We start from the raw sequence: 18,472 nt of genomic DNA, 5'->3' as shown, positions 1-18,472 counted from the left end.
CCTGCCAGAGGAAACTGAACATGAACGCACGTTTAATTCTGCGCGCCGGCGCACTGAGTCTGTCGTTGCTGGCCACTGGGGTCATGGCCGCTGTCACCCCGCAGGAAGCGGCCCAGCTGGGCACCACCCTGACGCCGTTGGGGGCGCAGAAAGAGGCCAATGCCAACGGCAGCATTCCAGCCTGGACCGGTGGCCTGAAGCCCGGTGCGGCGCCGCTCGACAATGGTTTTCTTGGCGATCCGTTTGCCAGTGACAAGCCGCAGTTCGTGATCACGGCAGCCAACGTCGAGCAGTACAAGGACAAGCTGACCCCGGGTCAACTGGCGATGTTCAAGCGCTATCCGGACAGCTACAAGATCCCGGTGTACAAGACCCAACGCACGGCCGCGTCGCCACAGAGCATCTATGACCTCGCCAAAAAGAGTGCGGTGACCACCGAACTGACCCCCGACGGCAACGGCCTGGTGAACTTCACCCAGACTCGCTATTACCCGTTCCCGATTCCGAAGAACGGTGTGGAGGTGTACTGGAACCACACCAACCGCTATCGCGGCGGCAACATGGAACGTATCGCGGCCCAGGCGGCACCGCAAACCAACGGTTCCTATTCCATCGTCGAGTACGAAGACAAGCTGGCCTTTCCGCAGTTGATGGAAGGCATCGATGCCGGGCAGGCCGATAACGTTTTGTACTACTACAAACAGGAAATCACCGCGCCGTCGCGCATGGCCGGAAGTGTGGTCCTGATCCACGAGACCATCGACCAGGTCAAGGAGCCGCGCCTGGCATGGGTCTACAACGCCGGTCAGCGCCGCGTGCGCCGTGCACCGCAAGTGGCGTATGACGGCCCGGGCAACGGTTCCGACGGCATGCGCACCGCCGACAACACCGACATGATGAACGGCGCGCCGGATCGTTATGACTGGAAACTGGTGGGCAAACAGGAACTGTACATCCCGTACAACAACTACAAGTTGCAGTCGCCGAAGGTCAAATACGACGACATCATCAAGCCGGGGCACATCAACCAGGACCTGACCCGTTACGAGTTGCACCGCGTGTGGCATGTGCAGGCCACGCTCAAGCCCGGTCAACGCCACGTCTACGCCAAGCGCGACATGTACTTCGACGAGGACACCTGGCAACTGGCCGAGGTCGATCACTACGACGGTCGCGGGCAGCTGTGGCGAGTGGCGGAAGGTTATGCGGTCAACGATTACGAGCGCGGTTCGTCGAACTTTTCCATGCTCGGCATCTACGACCTGATTGCCGGTCGCTACAACGTCCTGGCGATGACCAACCAGTCCAGACATGCGACGACCTACGGCATGACCGCGAAGATGACCGACTTCACCCCGGCTGCGCTGCGCAACGACGGCATTCGCTGACCCGTTGCCGCGCTTCAGACAACGCCCTGTTCGCAGGGCGTTGTGCTTTGTGCGGCGCCTACCACCTGATGCGGGTGGCGCGTTATCCGGCGGCGGGCTCAATGATGGTGCCTACTCCCCATCAGCGAGGTCCGCCATGTTTGTGCCACGGCCGCATCTGATCGATGCACTTGAGGGCAAGCCGTGTCGCTTGCAACTGCTTTGTGCGCCTGCCGGGTATGGAAAGACGTCCTTGTTGCAGCAGTACTTGCAAGGCATTGCGCCGCCGGGAGCGGTGGTCTGGATGGCTTTGGGCGGACAGCGGCAGACGCTGGAGCGCTTTATTGCAACGTTGGCGGGGGCGCTTGGGTTGCCGGTTGATACTGCACCGGATGGGGTATTGGCGTTTCTTGATTCCAGTAATCCGGCGACTGACCTATCGCTTTCGCGAGCAAGCCCGCTCCCACAGGGGAACGCGGTCAACTGTGGGAGCGGGCTTGCCCGCGAAGGGGCCATTGCAGGCAACGAATTCCTGTCGGCAGAAAAAACAAACGAATCCAGCCCGATCCGCCTGGTGTTCGACGACCTTCCCGTGGATATGCCCGCCGACCTCAACCACTGGTTCGACCAACTCCTGTCCCTCAAAAACCCGCAGATGCAGGTGCTGGTCACCTGTCGCCAGCGTCCGGACTGGAATCTGCCGCGTCTGATGCTGACCGGTCAGTTGCAGGAGTTCGGTGCCCCACAACTGGCCCTTCGCCCCGATGAGTTCGAATCGCTGATTGGCACCCTTGCGCCACACACCGATGCGCTGGCCAGGGGAAAACTCTGGCATGAGACAGGCGGGTGGTGCGCCGGTGTTCGCCTGTCGCTTTCGCTGGATCATGCCCAGCCATCGCCATTGCTCGGCCAATACCTGGAACGTGAACTGCTGTCGCGCTTGAGTGACGAGCAGCGCGAAGTGATGGGCGGGCTGGCACATTTGTCCCGCGTCAGTGCGGACTTCTGCGAACAGTTATGGGAAGGCCGGCAAGCAGCGCGGTTGTTCAACAGTCTGTTGCAATGCCAGGCCTTTGTGTTCCCGATCGAGCAACAACCCGGCTGGTTCCGCCTGCTACCCGCGGTGGCGCAAGCCCTGCAAAGCCAATTGAGCGGTGCGCCGTTGAACCGGCTGCGCTTGCGGGCCTGTCAGCTGCTCAGTGTGCTCGGGCATGTCGACGACGCGGTGGAGCAGGCACTGTGTGCCGATCAACCTGAGGTAGCTGCCAATTACATGGAGCGCCTGTGGCTGAGCTGGATTCTCAGAGAACGGCACTTGAGCAAACTGATGGATTGGCGTGAGCGCATCGAGCCGCAGTTGTTGCACAGCAGCCCGCGTCTGATCTATCTGTGCGCCAAGGCCTTGCTGTTCAGTGGGCGGCTGGACGAAGCCGCCGAGTGCCTGGCGCGTCTGGGGCATTTTTTGCCGTTGCCCGACCCGGTACGCAATCAACGCCTGCTGGCGAACTGGCAGGCGTTGTTCGGCACCTTGCAGGCCTTGCGTGGACAGACCGGGCCGGCGCGCCTGCATTGCCGTGCAGCCCTTGATTATCTTGGGGGCGAGGACTGGTTGTCGGTGTTGTTGTGCCATTGCATCCTGGCGCGCCTTGCCATGGATACAGGCGATCTTGCACAAGCTCAAACCTTGCTCGATCAGTCGCTGGAGTTGGCCCGGCGCCAGGGCAGTCATGAATCGGAAGTGCTGGTCAATGCCGACCGGGTCCGCCTGATGATGCTCAGGGGGCAATCGGGCTTTGCCCAGGCACTGTTGCGCACTGAGCTGGACCGGCTGGCCCCGGTCCCGTCACAGCCTTATCCGTTGCTCGGTCGGCTGCTGTTCCTGCGCGGCGAGTTGTTGCTGCAACAAGGGCATTGCAGCGAAGCCGAAGTGGTGATCCAGGCGGGGTTGCTGCAGGTCCGCGATTGCTGCGCACCCTTTGTACTCAATGCCTATCTGCTGCTCGCGGAGATTGCCTCGCGCAACCACGACCCACAAAAGGCTCATCTGCTGCTGCATGAGGCCGAGCGGCGCATGCAGTGGGGCAAGATCGACAGTGCTTTTTACCTGGCACCGATTGCCCGGCAGAAAAATCGCATTCTGGCCCGTGAACAGCCCGCTGAAACCGGCCAGGCCTCTGTCACTCGTCTCTGTGCTGGTGTGCCGGATTACCAGGACGACTTGACCCCTCGCGAGGTGTCAGTGCTCAAGTTGCTGGCCGAGGGCATGTCGGTACGCGAAGTGGGCAGCCGCTTGTTCATCTCGGAAAACACCGTGAAAACCCACGCCAAGAACATCAACGTCAAGCTCGGCGCCTGCCGTCGCACCCAGGCCATCAACAGCGCCAAGGCCATGGGCATCCTCGCCTGAATCCATCGCCGTGACACCACCCACCTGATCCGGGTGGCGGCGCGGCGCCCGCGATGATCAACCATGCAGCCAGACCCTGTGCATTACCGCCCGGCCGTGGCCGCGGCCTGACAAAAACAAGAGAGGTAGTGATGAGCGCCATCGAGAGTTCGACGAGCTGTGACATCCGCACGATCCTGGAAAAACAACGCGCGGCCTTCCAAGGCCGCGAACCCTATACCCTTGAAGAGCGCAGTGAGTTGCTCGACCGGGCCATCGGTTTGCTGGTCAATCACGAACAGGACATCATCGAGGCCCTGACCGCCGATTTCGGCCATCGCAGCCCGGGTTTCTCCAAGGGCAGTGAAGTGCTGTCGCCACTGGCGACACTGCAGCAGACCAAGGCCGAACTGGCCCAATGGATGCGCCCGGAACAACGTCAGGCCCGCGCCGGCGAAGCCTGGGTGCAATACCAGCCGCTGGGTGTCGTGGGCATCGTCACGGCCTGGAACGTACCTGGCTACATGGTGTTCAGCGGGCTGGCCGGCGCATTGGCGGCGGGCAACCGGGTGATGATCAAACCCTCGGAATTCACCCCGCATACGTCGGCGCTGATCGCGCGGCTGATCCGTTCGGTCTACGCCGAAGACGAAGTGGCGGTGGTCCTGGGCGGTGCCGACGTCGGGCAGGCGTTCTGCGGCCAGCCGTTCGACCATTTGCTGTTCACCGGTGCCACCAGCATCGGCAAGCACGTGCTAAGGGCTGCGGCGGAAAACCTGGTACCGGTGACCCTGGAACTGGGCGGCAAGTCGCCAACGATCATCTCGCGTTCGGCGAACTTCAACGACGCGGTGGCCAAGGTCGTGATCGGCAAACTGCTCAATGCCGGTCAGTTGTGCGTGGCACCGGACTACGTGTTTGTCCCGCAGGAGTCGGTAGAGGCTTTCATCGCCGTGGCCAAAGCCGTGGTGGCGAAGTTCTTCCCGACGCTCAAGGACAACCCGGACTACACCTCCATCATCAACACCCGTCATTTCGAGCGCTTGCAGGGTTACCTGAGCGAGGCCCGCGCCGCCGGTGTCGAGCTGATCGAACTGAATGCCGGCGCTGAAGATTTCAGCCAGTCGCCGCTGAACAAGATCGTACCGACGCTGCTGCGCAATCCCGGCGACGACCTGCAGGTGATGCAGGACGAAATCTTCGGTCCGCTGCTGCCGATCAAACCCTACGAAACCCTCAGCGAAGTCATCACCCAGATCAATGCGCGACCGCGTCCGCTGGCCTTGTACTACTTCGGCAACGATGCCACCGAAGAAGCCCTGGTGCTGACCCGTACCTGTTCCGGCGGCGTGACCCTCAACGGCGTGATGAGCCATGCCAGCACCGAAGGCCTGCCCTTCGGCGGCGTCGGCCAGAGCGGCATGGGGGCCTATCACGGCATCGACGGTTTCCGCACCTTCAGCCATGCCAAAGCTGTTTTGCGTACAGCGGCCAACCCGGCCTGAACCCCACATCATTGTCGAGAGAACTGTCATGAAAGCTGCCGTATTCCATCAGGTTGGAGTCCCGCTGGTCATTGAAGAAGTGGGCATCAGCAAACCAGGCCCGCGTGAGGTGTTGATCCGCACCAAAGCCGTGGGGGTGTGCCACTCCGACCTGCACGTCATTGACGGCTCGTTTCCGTATCCCGGCCCGATGGTGTTGGGTCATGAAGCCGCCGGCGTGGTCGAACAGGTCGGTTGCGAAGTGCGTTCGGTCAAGCCGGGCGATCATGTGGTCACCTGCCTGACGGTGTTCTGCGGCCATTGCGAACACTGCGTGACCGGCCATCTGGCGCGTTGCGTTTCCCCGGAAACAAAGCGCGACAAGGATGAAGAACCACGCCTGACCTACGTGCACAAACCGATGCCGCAATTCGTCAACCTGTCCGGGTTCGCCGAGCAGATGCTGGTGCACGAAAACGCCTGTGTGGCGATCCGCCGCGACATGCCGCTGGACCGTGCGGCGCTGCTCGGTTGTGCCGTGACCACCGGTACCGGCGCGGTATTCAACACGGCCAAAGTGCGGCCGGGCGAAACCGTGGCCGTGATCGGGTGCGGTGGCATCGGTCTGGCGGCCATCAACGGCGCGGCACTGGCCGGGGCAGGGCGGATCATCGCCATCGACATGCTCGACTCGAAGCTGGAACTGGCCAGACAGTTCGGCGCCACTGACCTGATCAACGGTCGGGACGGCGATGCCGCCAAGCAAGTGATGGAGCTGACCCGTGGCGGAGTACACCACGCCTTCGAATGCATCGGCCTCAAGCAGACCGCCGAGCAAGCCTTTGCCATGTTGGCGCGCGGCGGTACCGCCACCGTGATCGGCATGCTCAAGCCAGGCCTGAAAATCGAGCTGGACCCGCTGCAACTGCTGCACGAACGCCGTATCCAGGGTTCGTTGATGGGTTCCAACCGCTTCCCGGTCGACATGCCGCGCCTGGTCGACTTCTACATGGCCGGCAAGCTCAAGCTCGATGAAATGATTTCCCAGCGCATCCGTCTGGACCAGATCAACGAGGCGTTCGATGAGCTGCGTCGCGGTGAGCTGGCGCGTTCGGTGATTGTTTTCGATTGATAAGCCCCGTCATTTCCTTGTAGGAGCGAGCTTGCTCGCGAAAAACCCGAGAACGCCGCGGGGAGTCAGGAAGCCAGCGTTATCGTTGGAGACCATCGCGAGCAAGCTCGCTCCTACAGGGGGTGTGGGTAAGCCCCAATGCTTTTGGAGTGGATGGATGGACATTGATTTCACTGCGCACGAGCGCGCGTTTCGCGAGGACGTGCGTGCATTTCTTCGTGATCACCTACCCGTTGAATTCGCCGAGCGGATCGCACTGGGCAAGCGCCTGAGCAAAGCGCATCAGGTGCAATGGATGCGCACACTCAACCGGCAGGGCTGGCTTGCACCGGGCTGGCCTGTCGAGTTCGGTGGTACCGGTTGGAGCGATGTGCAAAAGCATATTTTCGACGAGGAATGCTTCGCTGCCGGGGCGCCGAAAGTATCCTCCTTCGGTTTGAAAATGGTTGCCCCGGTGATCATCAAGTTCGGCACCGCCGAGCAGAAAGCACACTTCCTGCCGCGGATTCTTTCCTGTGAGGACTGGTGGTGCCAGGGTTACTCCGAACCGGGTGCCGGTTCTGATCTGTCGTCATTGAAAACCCGTGCGGTGCGCGAAGGCGACGACTACGTGGTCAACGGCCAGAAAACCTGGACCACGCTGGCGCATTTCGCCGACTGGATGTTCTGCCTGGTGCGCACCGACCCCGAGGCGCGTCAGCAACGGGGCATTTCGTTCCTGCTGATCGACATGAAAACCCCCGGCATTACCGTGCGGCCGATCATCACCCTGGATGGCGAGCATGAAGTCAACGAAGTGTTCTTCGACAACGTGCGGGTGCCGGTGGCGAATCGGGTCGGGCAGGAGAACGAGGGTTGGACCTGCGCCAAGTACCTGTTGACCCACGAGCGCACCAGCATCGGCGGGATCGCGCAGAACAAGGCATTGCTCACCCGGCTCAAGCGAATTGCCAGCCAGGAAGTCCGCGATGGCCGGCCACTGATCGACGACCCGTTGTTCCGCACGCAGATCGCTGAAGTCGAGATGCAGTTGATGGCGGCCGAAATGAGCAACCTGCGAACCCTGGCGGCGACACAAAACGGCGAAGTACCCGGTGCCGAAAGCTCGTTCCTGAAGATCAAGGGCACCGAGATCCGGCAGGCGATTACCTACCTGATCAGCAAGGCCGTGGGGCCGTACGCGTTGCCGTTCATTGAGGATGAACTGGGTTACGGCAGCGAACCCTTGCTGTACACCGACTACAGCAGCGCGGCCACCTACCAGTACCTGGATGCGCGCAAGGCCTCGATTTATGGCGGCGCCAACGAAATCCAGAAGAACATCATCGCGAAAATGATCCTCGAACTGTAAGGCGCCCCGATCATGGACTTCAAACTGACAGAAGAGCAACTGATGCTGCAGGAAACCGCCGCGCGCCTGGTGCGCGACGTGTATGGTTTCGAGCATCGCGAGCAATACCGCCAGAGCAGACACGGCTTCAGCGGCCCGTTCATGCAGCAACTGGGCGACCTCGGCCTCTGCGCCGTGCCCTTTGCCGAAGCCTATGGCGGCTATGGTGGCAGCGGTGTGGAGAACATGCTGATCATGACCGAGCTGGGCCGCGGCCTGTGCCTGGAGCCTTTCCTGCATTCGGTGATTTTCGCCGGTGGCCTGGTCGACCAGTTGGGCACCGCCGCCCAGAAAGACACGCTGTTGCCGCAGGTCGGCAGCGCCAGCCTGCAACTGGCCGTGGCCCTCGATGAGCCGCAGAGTCACTACCAGTTGCACGACGTTCAGACGACCGCCGAGGCGGTCAGCGGCGGCTGGAAGCTCAATGGCCGCAAGTCGGTGATCATCGGCGGTCAGAGCGCCGGGCTGATTCTGTTGTCGGCGCGCACCAGCCACGGGGCTCGGGACGAGAAGGGCATCACGCTGTTTCTGGTCGACCCGCAAGACCGCGGCGTCGGTCGACGCGACTTCGCCACCCAGGATGGGCGGATGGCCTGCGAGCTGTACCTGGACGACGTGTTCGTAAAAAGCAGTGCGGTACTCGGCGCAGTGGGGCAGGCCTTGCCGGCGCTGCGTTATCAGCAGGGCCGGTGCATCGCCGCGCAATGCGCCGAGGCCGTCGGCAGCATGGAAGCGGCGTGCGCGTTGACCCTCGACTACCTGAAAACCCGCCAGCAGTTCGGTCAGCCCATTGGCAAGTTCCAGGTGCTGCAACACCGTATGGTGGACATGCGCATCGAACTGGACCAGGCCACGTCCATGACACTGCTCGCCGCCTGCGTGGCCGATCAGGCGGACAGCGCCGAACGCAGCCGCATCCTGGCTGCCGCCAAGTTCATCGTCAGTCGCGCCAGCCGCTTTGTCGCCGACCAGGGTATCCAGTTGCACGGCGGCATCGGCCTGACCTGGGAGTACATGCTGTCGCACCACGCCAGGCATTTGCTGATGGTGGCGCGTCAGTTTGGCGATGACGATCACCATTTGCAGGCTTACGCGAAGTTGATGCAGGTGGCGTGAGGCATACCCCAACCGCGAGGCTATCGCCGCCCGCCACGTTAGAACGTACCTGTGCGCACCTCGCCGCTGCGGGTATAGTGGGCGATCAGCACACCCCCGGGCGAGCTGATCGAGTTCAGCAAGGTGAAGGCCGACGCCTGTGCGTTGTCGTCGAACAGGCGCTTGCCGCGTCCCAGCAGGATGGGGTGAATCATCAGCCGCAACTCGTCCACCAGGCCGGCGGCGAGCAGTTGGCGCACCAGGTCGCCGCTGCCCTGGGTCAGTAGCCGAGGACCGTCCTGGCGCTTGAGCGCGCTGATCGCGTCGATCAGGTTGCCCTGCAGCGCATGACTGTTGTGCCATTCCAGTGAATCGCCGCGATGGGTGGCCACGTGCTTGGGCACGCCGTTGAACAGGTCGGCAATGGTGTGGTGGGGGGAGTCGGCCGAAGCGTGCGGCCAATAGGCGGCGAAGATGTCGTAGGTCCGACGCCCCAGCAGTAACTCGAACGGTTGCGAGAACAGGTCCTGTACGGCCTGGCCGGTTGTCTGGTCGGCGTAGGGCACGATCCAGCCACCGAAGCGGAATCCGCCACTGGTGTCCTCTTCAGGCCCGCCGGGCGCTTGCATGACGCCGTCCAGGCTGATGAACGCGGCAACGGTCAGTGTGCGCATGTTTTTCTCCTGATTCGTCCTGGTGAAGGAGGTTGGACAGGGGCGTCTGCGATCAGTCGAGAGATTCCCTGCCGGATGGTCGTACCTCTATTTGAATATGCCTGCGCCGTAACCAGCGGCGATGACAATGAGTGCGAGAAAACAGATCAATTGTAGGCAAAAGAAAGTAAATCGAACCGCCACGAAGCTGTCGGTCTGCACATGGGATACGTGAACCAGAGACTGACACACACGAGCGATCAGGACGATGATGGACAAGTAGCTCACCGCAGGGCCGTCGATACCCAGGGCGGAAATCACGAACACGATGACGCCAAAGACCGGCAGGTTTTCCACGCAGTTGGCGTGTGCTCTTGTCCCGCGCCGGTACCAATCCTCGCCTTCGAGCTGATCGCTTCGGAAAGAAGCGATCGGAACCTTCGAGAACAGGATTCTGACCCAGCGATAGACCCCGACGGTTGCCATCAACAGCAGCAAGGTCCAGGTCGCAAAGCCAAGCAGCATCCACATCGGAGTCGTCATGGCTGCCATCCTCGATCAATCATTTTCAACACGTCATCCCGATGTCGCGCGACCGACGCGCGGTCGGTCGCCCCTTGTCGATCACTGGCCCATGATCGGTGCCAGTGCGGTCTGAACCCTGGACATCTGTGCCGGGGTTGTCATGCGCGCAAGCAGCCGGCCAAAGTGTGGATGCTGCACGCCCGAGACAATGTATTGCCAGCGGTAGGCGCTCAGCACGCAGGCCCTGATTTGCGCGGTCTCATCGGCACTGAACGATCGTGAAGCATTTCCCATGAAGTAGTCGGCATCGGCTGCCGATTGTGCCTGCAGGATCGCGTCGACGGCCGCCACCAGGGCAATCAGATCGTTCACGGCCTGGTCGCGCTCGGCCGGGGAGAGTTTCGCGTGCTCCGCCTCCCACTCCAGTTCATCGAGTACGACGTGGCGGCTTTCATCCTTCCAGTGAAACTTGAAGACGTCCTTGAACAGTGGGCACAACTCCTCGCGCGGGGCGATGCTCTGTACGTAGTGCGTCTGAACGAACAGCTCGATATGACAGGTCAGCGCCAGTACCGCCCAGGTGCTGGCCGCCAGTACCGCGCGGGCCACATCGTTCGGATCGGCAACCTGACGATATCCCGCCGGCAATCGAGTTCCCATCATCGTCTCGATGCGCCGGAACAGTTCCTGATGTTTGATCTCGTCGTTGGAAAAACGCACCAGCGCTTCGAGTGCGAGCTGATCGTCAAATACATGGGCCCGACCCTGGTCGAGCATCTTGGCACTGATAAAGCGCTCGACCAGGCCAAAAATGTACGCATAGGTTCGACCCTGAATCTGGCTGAGCAGGCGCGCCTCGTCTGCGCCGAGGAAGGTCAGGCGGTCGATCCTCGAGAGTCCGTCGGGCAGGAATTTGCGCGAGAAGTCGAAGCTGCGGTCCTGCAGCAAGTCGCGGTCGATCTGCCATTCCGCTTTCTTCGAGGATCTGACGAGTTGCGCATAACGGGCGGCGTTGCCCGAGTCCGGGCGGGGCAGGGTAGCGGCGGTGTTCATACTGATCTCCGGCTGGCGTGGTCGAGTTGGAATGGGCCAATTACGGTTAGCGCGGGAGTCAATGACAATCGGTGAAGAGTCTGGGGATCGTCTCGATCACTGAGTCCGCGTTGGTGCTAATCTAGGCCTCGCCGTTCAGGCGGCGAATGACCAGTGCGCCTGATTACATGCTCGGGACTCCGGAAAGGAGGGCTGGCAATTGCTGGATGCGCTATCTGATGTATTGCGGGTGATCCGGCTGTCTGGAGGGGTCTTCCTCGAGGCGGAGTTCACTGCGCCCTGGTGTCTGAGCGGAAGAATCTCCGCCGACGATTGCAAACCGTTCCTGGCCGCCCCTCGACATATCATCGCCTCGCATTTTGTCGCGGCGGGGCACATGCAATTGCGAGTCGACGATGGTGCCACCCTCGAGGTGCGGGCAGGTGAACTCATTCTGCTTCCTCGCAACGACGTTCATACCTTTGGCAGTGATCTGGGCATTGCGCCCATGTCGGCACGCGAAGTCATTCAGCCGCCGGAAGTCGGCGGCATATCACGCATCAAGTGCGGTGGGGGCGGTGAGGCTACACAGCTACTGTGCGGATTTCTCGGCTCTGAAACACCGTTCAGCCCGTTGCTTTCGTCGCTGCCATCCTTGTTGAAGCTGGATGTCCGCGCGACGGCTTCGGGCGCCTGGATTGAAAGCTCATTCCGTTTCGCCGTCAGTGAGATCGCGGCGGGGCGCGTGGGCTCGGCAACGGTCATCGCCAAGCTCTCCGAACTGCTGTTCGTCGAAGCCGTCAGCCAGTATGTCGCGAACCTCCCTCCTGAACGGCGCGGGTGGCTGGCGGGTCTGCGAGACCTGCATATCGGGCGCGCACTGGCGCTGCTCCATGCCCGTCCAACCGAGGGCTGGACGGCGGAAGCCCTGGCGCTTGAAGTGGGCATGTCGCGCTCGGTATTCGCGGAGCGATTCACGGCATTGGTCGGGCAGCCACCGATGCAATACCTGACGCTCTGGCGGATGCACGTGGCGGCTCAACACCTGCGCGAAGGTCGCGGTAATGTGGCGCAAATCGGCTTTGCAGTGGGCTACGAATCCGAAGCGGCGTTCAGTCGCGCATTCAAACGCCAGTTCGGCACATCACCCGGTACCTGGCGCAGACAATCGGCATGAGAAGGGCTGGTGCCTGAGGACAGTCTGATCAAGCCAGGCGGAGAATGTATCCTCGTGGCCGATTGCGGCCTGTCACGAAGGGCTGCTTGCGACCGATTGTGTTGAAAAAGTCGGTCCTTCCAGACTGCCCGCGTACTGACTGCTGAAAATGCCTTTTTTGCGCGTAGCTACGCGAAATCTGAGCCCGGAATCCTCTGCTTAAAGTAAAGATTTCAATCTCAAGCGCGTACTTTTCTGCCGTGGAAACCATGGCCGACTTTTTCAACACAATCGACCCGAAGCAGCCCTTGATGTCTGTTTATTGTCGCCATATGTTATTGGCATTCATGGAGGATTCTGACTGATGGCACGCATAGGATTGATACTGACACCCGGTTTTGCGGACTGGGAATATGCTTTCATTGCTGGAACTGCGTCCCCGTTTTACGGGATCGATGTCAGATTTTTCGCTAGTGCTACGGGGCAGTTCCGCTCGCAGGGTGGATTGGCTGTCACTGTCGATAGCAGTTTGCAGCAATGTCTGGACTGGAAACCGGACGTTGTTGTCGTCATTGGAGGAACGGTCTGGGAACGTGCAGAAGCACCGGATATTCGAGACTTTCTTCATGCCAGTCGCTCAAGTGGGGCGACAATTGCCGGTATCTGTGGGGGAACGCTGGCACTTGCGAGGGCCGGGCTTCTCGACTCGGTTCCTCATACCTCGAACAGCGCTGACTTCTTACAACAGAATGCCGCAGGTTATGAAGGGCGCACGCTTTATCGAAGCAGTCCAGTCGCTGTGGTTGCGGACCGCATTATAACTGCCCCAGGCCCTGCGCCCGTTAGCTTCACCTGCGCAGTGTTCGAAGGTGCCGGGTTATCTTCAGAGATCATTTCTCAGTTCAGGTCAATGTTGGCAGCGGAACATGGGTGACCGCTTCGTCCTGCCAAACAGCCAGTCTGTTGCGTCGACCGGTTGAATCCACAGCCGATTGCGGCTTGTCACGAAGGGTTGCTTGCGCCCCGGATTGTTCCGGGGCTTCGCACTAGCGACGATAGTAACGGCGATCGTCCTCGTAACGGTGCCGCATGGCCCGATCCTGGTGGCGCTCCCAATCACGACGGCGCTCGGCTTCCCGGCGAGCTTGCTCTCTACGCCACTGATCTCTGCGCCACTGATCCCTGCGCCAGTCGTCTCGGCGCCAATCGTCTCTACGATCGTGCCAATGGCCGTCATGCCAGTATCGGTCGTCATGGGCAAGCAACGGCCCTGGCTGCTTGCCGGCCATACTGGCCAAGGTCGGCCAAGGGTTGCCGGCGGCCTGGACGGGCGTCTGGATGGCTGGGGCTTGAGTTGCAGAAACAGGGGTTGAATCCTTCATCTGTGTGGCGGATGCCGAGCCCACTGCCGCGAACGCGAACAGGCCGAAGAGCACCATCCGTGGGACATGGAATTTCATGAGCGAAGACAACCTCTGATGGACAATCGGACGTGTGGCCATCTGGCGGCGGGTAGCCTGCGGGGGGGCGTGCTTACCGAGCGGATGTGCCTATCCACATAGACCGGTAAATAGGGAAAAGTTCTAGGGGCCGTTGCTTAAATAGCCAGCGGGGTCTCAGTCGTGGGGTGGTAAAAAAAGTACCGGTTGCGACGGCCGTTGCAACCGGAACTTCAGGGTATTGACCGGGTCTATAGCGGCCCTGTATCGGCAGTGCCGTCCGAGTTCAGTCGAGTCCGCCCCCTGATGCCAAACAAGAGTTCTCTGCCGGTCCTCATCCTGGTGTTCTGCGCTGTCGCGTCGTTTTGTTCTGTCGCTGCCGAGCGAAGAGCGCCCGCGCAGAGCAACAGCGCATCAACCACCCTGATCGAAACAGCCTCGCGGCAGTATGAAAACGGTCAACTGGACCAGGCCGCCGCCACGCTTGAGCGTGCCCTGCATATCCAGCCGAACAATCCCGCGACGCTGCATTACCTCGGTGTGTTGCGTCTGCAGCAGGGGCAGTACCAGCAGGCTGAAACCTTGGCGGCGCGCTCGAACATGCGGGTGGGCAACAACGTCCAGTTGCGCAACCGCAACTTCCAATTGATCCAGGCGGCGCAGCAGGCCCAATCTTCGGGAACCTCACCCAACGCGGACGTGGTCGCCGTTCAGAAGGGGCTGGTAGAGGAGACCCAAAGGCGCCGCGCAGCGCAGGCGGTTGTTGAGCAATCCACTGCGGACACCGGGCGTGACGCTCGCAACTTCACTGGCGCAGAGGCAGGTCGGGTATCGGATGTACCGACGGCTGGCAGAGTAGGGTCCGAAGGACAATTGCAAATGGTTAATATCGGGCCAGAGCGGGCGTACGCTGAGGTTGAGATTCCCCGCGGCCATATGCCGCCTCCGGGCAAATGCCGAATCTGGTTTCCTGATCGTCCGCCAGGGCATCAGCCTGCACCCGGTAAATGCAAGAAGCTGCGCTATCGGGTTCCTTCAGGGGCCTATCTGGTGCGCGGGTGAGTTTCCGGGTGTCCTTTTTGGGCTGACCAACCGGCTCTTGGCTGTCACACGAAGAAACCACCAGGCGCCAACCATTCCAGGACATCAAGTCATGGGCATGACAGCTCCGTTAGTGATATCGCCCTCAGCCAGCATTTGCTTGAGGCGCTCCCGTTCTTCGGGACCGGGTAGCACCCCAGTCGTCGTCGCCTCCAGCACCGTGACTCCCTGCGCGTTGAGAATCCGGACTTCGGCTTTTGCATGACCACGTCCATCGATGTCAGCAATGAGCCAGTGACAGGTGACTGGCTCGCCTGGATAAACCGGTCGTTTGAATTCGAAACTCATCCCTGTCGCCAGCCAGCCGATTTGCCCGCCAATTTCGGTGACGAGGCTGGCGGTCAGAAGGCCATGGGCAATGGGCGCCTTGAACCTGCGCAGTTCCGCGTAGTGCGCATCGCAGTGAACGGGGTTGTAGTCTCGAGAGATTTGCGCGAACTGACGAATATCATCCTCTGTGAAACAGCGGACTATGGTGAACCGTTCACCGACCTGGAGACCTTCGGCGGCACGTTCTCTCGGGCTTTTCATAAGCGCTCCCTGTTAGCAGTGAAGCAGTGGCTAAACCGTAAAATGTATTGCTGATAAAGGATCAACCGCGGGTCTGTTCGATCAGCAGCACCAGCGCGATGATGATCATGGCGGCTCCAGAAAACCGGCTGACTCCTTGAGCGGCCGCAGGGCGCGCCCGAAGAATAACTTGCGAGCCAAATCCGACCAGCAGGTAGACCACGCCACAACTGACAGTGTGGACGAGTCCCAGCGCAATCATTTGCATCGGTACGGGCCAGGGAGCGGTCGCGTCGGCAAATTGAGGCAAGAGCGCCAGGAACAGCAGAAACACTTTTGGATTCAATCCGCTCACGCAAAGCCCCTTGAGCGCCCAGCGCTTCCATGAGCCCGACGCCTGAGTTTCATCCGCGTGAGGTGTAGAAGGGCGGCCAAGCATGTTGGCGCCCAACCAAAGCAGGTAACCCGCTCCGGCAATCGTAAGCCCCGACAAGGCCACAGGATGGTTGGCGACCAATGTGCCCACACCGCCGGCAACAATCATTGTGGCGATCAAATGGCCGGATAACAGACCGCCCACTGCGGGCAGGACGACTCGATGCTTCAACCCTGCCGAAATCGCGTAGGCCCAATCGGCGCCCGGCGTGATGATGAACAGAATCGATACGGCCCAGAACGCAACGAAAACGCTAATGGTCATGACGCTATTTAATCCTTGAATCAAAGGCCGCATCTGCATCGTTTCGAGCGCTGCGCGGCAATGAATGAGTGAAGGAAGAATAATGAAATCTTGTTAGAATTTACTTTCAAAGATGGTCATCAGAACGGCTCTGGTTGGGAGATTCTTCTATATGGACAGGATTGATCGAAAAATTCTTTCTGAGCTACAAAAGGATGGTCGCCTGTCTGTCACCGAACTGGCCGAGCGCGTGGGCCTGAGCCTTTCCCCGTGCCATCGGCGAGTCAGGGCCCTGGAGGAGTCTGGGGTGTTGCTGGGTTATCGCGCACGGCTGGACCCCGGCGCACTCGGCCTGAACTTTTCCGCCATGGTGTTTGCCACACTTCGGGAGGGTGACAGGCAAGCTGTAGAAGCTTTCGAGACGGCGCTCGTCGAAATACCCCAAGTGGTCGATGCCCAGCGTCTGTTTGGGGAGCCGGACTACCTGCTGCACGTGGTAACCCAGGATCTGCCGGCCTTCCAGAGGCTTTACGATGAGAGCCTCTCGACGTTACCCAACGTGCAACGGCTGACCTCGACGCTCGTCATGAAACGGGTCGTCCAGGATAGGCCCCTTCCTTTCTGATAGACGGGCTGCATGTGGTTCTTTATGAGCATCGATAGCGACCGCTTCTGGCCGATTGTTGCCTGTCGTGAAGAGCTGTATCCGACCCGCAGATGCCCATCGGAGTCTTGAGCAAGAGCGCCGAAAGCAGTCAGGCAATGAATGGGAAGCAGTTGCGCCATAGGCAGGCCCGAGGCGAACGGTAGCGGCTGCACCCGTGGAGGGCTGGCCGAATAACCAAAGTTGTCTGATTCCGGGCTGCTACAATCAAACGGCGTGCCGCCGCGGTGCTGTCGCAGGGGTTCAGTCGCCACAAAGTTTGACCCCTTCTTTTCCGCATGTCTTTCGGCATCCATTCACGTATTCACGGGGTTTGGAGGTTGAACATGTCGACTGAACCTTGCGCTACCAGCCGAGGAAATTATCGGGTCAAGGAAACTGATCGTCGATCCTTAACCGTTTTACTGGGCGTCGGGGCAGCCTTCCTGATGCTGGCGGGTAACGCTCAGGCGCAGCAGGTGGCGATCCCTGCAACCGCCAGCGAAGTGCCCGGCCCGGCGAGCGGCACCGCCATGACCGAGGCGTACGTGCAATCGGTGGGGCGCATGGCCTACCTGTGGGGCTGGCCGCTGGTGAACATGGCCAACCGCGGCAACGCTTTTTCGAAGGCCCCCGAACCCGGCTTGATGGGCGGCGTGATACCGATCGCATTCAACCGGAATGCAATGTTGACCGGGTACGTCAGCCCGGACCAAACCTTCATCGCTTGCCCCAACCAGGATGTCGCGTACGGCGCCGGCTTCATGACGCTGGACAAAGAGCCCATCGTCTTCCAGGTCCCGGATTTCGGTGATCGTTTCTGGGTCTACGCCCACTATGACGCGCGCACCGACGAGTTCTCCGAGATCGGTAAGGCCTACGGCACCAAACCCGGCTTCTACATGATGGTCGGCCCAAACTGGAAGGGCGAAACTCCAGCCGGCATTACGGCAGTGGTGCGCTCCTCTACGTCGCTGGCCTTTGTCGTTCCGCGTATCTTCATCGATGACAGCGCTGAGGACCAAAAGGCCGTCCAGCCGGTGATCAGCCAGATCGTCTACTACCCGTTGTCGGAGTTCGACGGCAAGATGAAGTCCAAGGACTGGAGCAAGCTACCGCATTTCCCCACGCCGAAGACCACCGGCAAAGGGGAAGCCTCGTGGGTGAACCCGCAAACCTTCTTCGACGAACTACCTGCGGTGATGAAAAGCGTGCCGCCGCTGCCAGGCGAGGAAGCCCTCTATAACTGGATCGGCAGTGTGCTGGACGCCGCCGCCAAGGACCCGACAATCATGCAGACGCTCAAGGCAACCGCTGTCGGGGCTGAGCACGAGATGATTTCGCCGTTCCTGCGGTGGAGCAACAACGGTCGTGCCGCCGGCAATGGTTGGAATTCGCCGGTGAACAATGCCCAATGGGGAACCGACTACCTCAACCGGACCGCCTCCGCCAAGTCGAACATGTACGACAACCGCCCGGAAGAGACGAAATACATCTACACGGACAACGATAGCCAGGGCAAGCAACTCAACGGAAACAACACCTATGCCGTCACCTTTGGCAAGGGCCAGCTGCCACCGGTCAAGGGCTTCTGGTCGCTCACGCTATACAACGACGTCCACCTGTTTCATCCCAACGCGCTAACGCGCAATTCGCTGGGCACGAAGAACAAGAATCTCAAATACAACCCGGACGGGTCGCTGACGCTCTATGCCGGCGCCAGGACGCCCGGCAAGGACAAGGAAAGCAATTGGCTGCCGGCCCCCAGCGGCCCATTCTCGCTCTACATCCGTGCCTATTGGGCCGACAAAGCCATACTCGACGGCACGTGGCAGCCACCGGCCATCGCGACGGTGAAGTGATCAAACGGCAGAGGACGC

General features: G+C 60.7%; 17 protein-coding genes. 11 read left to right on the top strand and 6 right to left on the bottom strand.

Translation table 11 applies throughout. The features are described from left to right. The first annotated feature begins 20 nt into the window (after nucleotides 1-20). The 6 genes from BSF40_RS24830 (at nucleotide 21) to BSF40_RS24805 (ending at nucleotide 8,875) form a co-directional block, all read left to right on the top strand. Entirely contained in the window at nucleotides 21-1,388 is a 1,368-nt protein-coding gene (locus BSF40_RS24830) for a DUF1329 domain-containing protein (protein WP_095967207.1), read from the top strand. 136 nt (nucleotides 1,389-1,524) lie between these two features. Continuing rightward, nucleotides 1,525-3,774 (top strand): LuxR C-terminal-related transcriptional regulator, encoded by a 2,250-nt coding sequence (locus BSF40_RS24825; protein WP_095967206.1) that lies wholly within the window; start codon nucleotides 1,525-1,527, stop codon nucleotides 3,772-3,774. Nucleotides 3,775-3,905: 131 nt separating this feature from the next. Further along, the gene (locus tag BSF40_RS24820; RefSeq protein WP_095967205.1) at nucleotides 3,906-5,258 is read left to right on the top strand and encodes a coniferyl aldehyde dehydrogenase; all 1,353 of its coding nucleotides are present in this window, start codon (nucleotides 3,906-3,908) and stop codon (nucleotides 5,256-5,258) included. Between the two features lie 28 nt (nucleotides 5,259-5,286). Then, nucleotides 5,287-6,369: a Zn-dependent alcohol dehydrogenase gene (locus BSF40_RS24815; protein ID WP_095967204.1), complete on the top strand. Its 1,083-nt coding sequence runs from the start codon at nucleotides 5,287-5,289 to the stop codon at nucleotides 6,367-6,369. Nucleotides 6,370-6,526: 157 nt separating this feature from the next. Further along, nucleotides 6,527-7,720, top strand: a complete 1,194-nt coding sequence (locus BSF40_RS24810; RefSeq protein WP_095967203.1) for an acyl-CoA dehydrogenase family protein — start codon at nucleotides 6,527-6,529, stop codon at nucleotides 7,718-7,720. A 12-nt stretch (nucleotides 7,721-7,732) separates the two neighbouring features. After that, a complete protein-coding gene (locus BSF40_RS24805) occupies nucleotides 7,733-8,875 on the top strand; it encodes an acyl-CoA dehydrogenase family protein (protein ID WP_095967202.1) in 1,143 nt (380 codons plus the stop codon). A 38-nt stretch (nucleotides 8,876-8,913) separates the two neighbouring features. On the opposite strand, the gene BSF40_RS24800 is transcribed toward BSF40_RS24805, so the two are convergent. The 3 genes from BSF40_RS24800 to BSF40_RS24790 form a co-directional block, all read right to left on the bottom strand. After that, nucleotides 8,914-9,528: a dihydrofolate reductase family protein gene (locus tag BSF40_RS24800; protein ID WP_095967201.1), complete on the bottom strand. Its 615-nt coding sequence runs from the start codon at nucleotides 9,526-9,528 to the stop codon at nucleotides 8,914-8,916. Between the two features lie 87 nt (nucleotides 9,529-9,615). After that, nucleotides 9,616-10,050, bottom strand: coding sequence for an MAPEG family protein (locus BSF40_RS24795; RefSeq protein WP_095967253.1), 435 nt, complete (start codon nucleotides 10,048-10,050; stop codon nucleotides 9,616-9,618). Nucleotides 10,051-10,131: 81 nt separating this feature from the next. Then, a complete protein-coding gene (locus BSF40_RS24790) occupies nucleotides 10,132-11,085 on the bottom strand; it encodes a diiron oxygenase (protein ID WP_095967200.1) in 954 nt (317 codons plus the stop codon). A 199-nt stretch (nucleotides 11,086-11,284) separates the two neighbouring features. Between BSF40_RS24790 and BSF40_RS24785 the strand changes: the two genes are divergently transcribed. Continuing rightward, the gene (locus tag BSF40_RS24785) at nucleotides 11,285-12,241 is read left to right on the top strand and encodes an AraC family transcriptional regulator (RefSeq protein ID WP_095967199.1); all 957 of its coding nucleotides are present in this window, start codon (nucleotides 11,285-11,287) and stop codon (nucleotides 12,239-12,241) included. Nucleotides 12,242-12,584: 343 nt separating this feature from the next. Continuing rightward, a complete protein-coding gene (locus BSF40_RS24775) occupies nucleotides 12,585-13,154 on the top strand; it encodes a DJ-1/PfpI family protein (protein WP_095967197.1) in 570 nt (189 codons plus the stop codon). 112 nt (nucleotides 13,155-13,266) lie between these two features. Here the strand turns inward: BSF40_RS24775 and BSF40_RS33175 are convergent, their stop codons facing one another. After that, nucleotides 13,267-13,680, bottom strand: a complete 414-nt coding sequence (locus BSF40_RS33175) for a hypothetical protein (protein WP_095967252.1) — start codon at nucleotides 13,678-13,680, stop codon at nucleotides 13,267-13,269. Between the two features lie 285 nt (nucleotides 13,681-13,965). Here BSF40_RS33175 and BSF40_RS24765 point away from each other — a divergent pair, with 285 nt between their 5' ends. Then, on the top strand, nucleotides 13,966-14,721 hold the full coding sequence (locus BSF40_RS24765) for a tetratricopeptide repeat protein (protein ID WP_095967196.1): 756 nt from the start codon (nucleotides 13,966-13,968) through the stop codon (nucleotides 14,719-14,721). An 84-nt stretch (nucleotides 14,722-14,805) separates the two neighbouring features. On the opposite strand, the gene BSF40_RS24760 is transcribed toward BSF40_RS24765, so the two are convergent. Beyond that, nucleotides 14,806-15,291: a MaoC family dehydratase gene (locus tag BSF40_RS24760; RefSeq protein ID WP_095967195.1), complete on the bottom strand. Its 486-nt coding sequence runs from the start codon at nucleotides 15,289-15,291 to the stop codon at nucleotides 14,806-14,808. Between the two features lie 61 nt (nucleotides 15,292-15,352). Next, nucleotides 15,353-15,970: a LysE family translocator gene (locus tag BSF40_RS24755; protein ID WP_095967194.1), complete on the bottom strand. Its 618-nt coding sequence runs from the start codon at nucleotides 15,968-15,970 to the stop codon at nucleotides 15,353-15,355. 151 nt (nucleotides 15,971-16,121) lie between these two features. Between BSF40_RS24755 and BSF40_RS24750 the strand changes: the two genes are divergently transcribed. Together BSF40_RS24750 and BSF40_RS24745 are read left to right on the top strand one after the other, a co-directional pair. Further along, nucleotides 16,122-16,574: an Lrp/AsnC family transcriptional regulator gene (locus tag BSF40_RS24750; protein WP_095967251.1), complete on the top strand. Its 453-nt coding sequence runs from the start codon at nucleotides 16,122-16,124 to the stop codon at nucleotides 16,572-16,574. A gap of 365 nt (nucleotides 16,575-16,939) precedes the next feature. Further along, entirely contained in the window at nucleotides 16,940-18,454 is a 1,515-nt protein-coding gene (locus tag BSF40_RS24745; RefSeq protein ID WP_095967193.1) for a DUF1254 domain-containing protein, read from the top strand. Nucleotides 18,455-18,472 lie beyond the last annotated feature (18 nt).

It is taken from the genome of Pseudomonas sp. ACN5 (genome assembly GCF_002303975.1).
GTDB lineage: Bacteria > Pseudomonadota > Gammaproteobacteria > Pseudomonadales > Pseudomonadaceae > Aquipseudomonas > Aquipseudomonas laurylsulfatiphila.
The sequence above is the reverse complement of the archived record's forward strand: the minus strand, read 5'-3'. Positions and strand labels throughout refer to the sequence as shown.